At 61.1% G+C, this 257-nt stretch carries 1 protein-coding gene; it reads right to left on the bottom strand.

Translation table 11 applies throughout. The features are described from left to right. The coding region (locus B4920_RS26940; protein WP_216820095.1) for a hypothetical protein at positions 1-257 on the bottom strand (257 nt) is incomplete at both ends.

Raw genomic sequence — 257 nt, 5'->3', positions numbered from 1 at the left:
GGCCAGGTTGACCACTGTACGATCACCAGATGTTCCGCGCGGTTGACCATAATCACCTGGCCGTAGATACCCAGCGCCCACAGCGAACCTTTCAGGCCCTGGCGGGCGCTGGGGTCGACATGCTGTGCGTTGGCCGGAATCGCGTTATTCCACCATTGATAGCCGTAAATGCCCTCCGGGTGTGCCGGGGAGACTGATTTCTGCGCCTGGGTCCAGGCGGAGGATTGGTCAAACCAGCCTTCAGGCACCAGCCGTTG

Origin of the sequence: Zoogloea sp. LCSB751 (assembly GCF_002028455.1) — a bacterium.
In the GTDB taxonomy this organism is placed as follows: Bacteria; Pseudomonadota; Gammaproteobacteria; order Burkholderiales; family Rhodocyclaceae; genus Zoogloea.
This window is presented reverse-complemented; position numbering and strand designations above follow the sequence as displayed.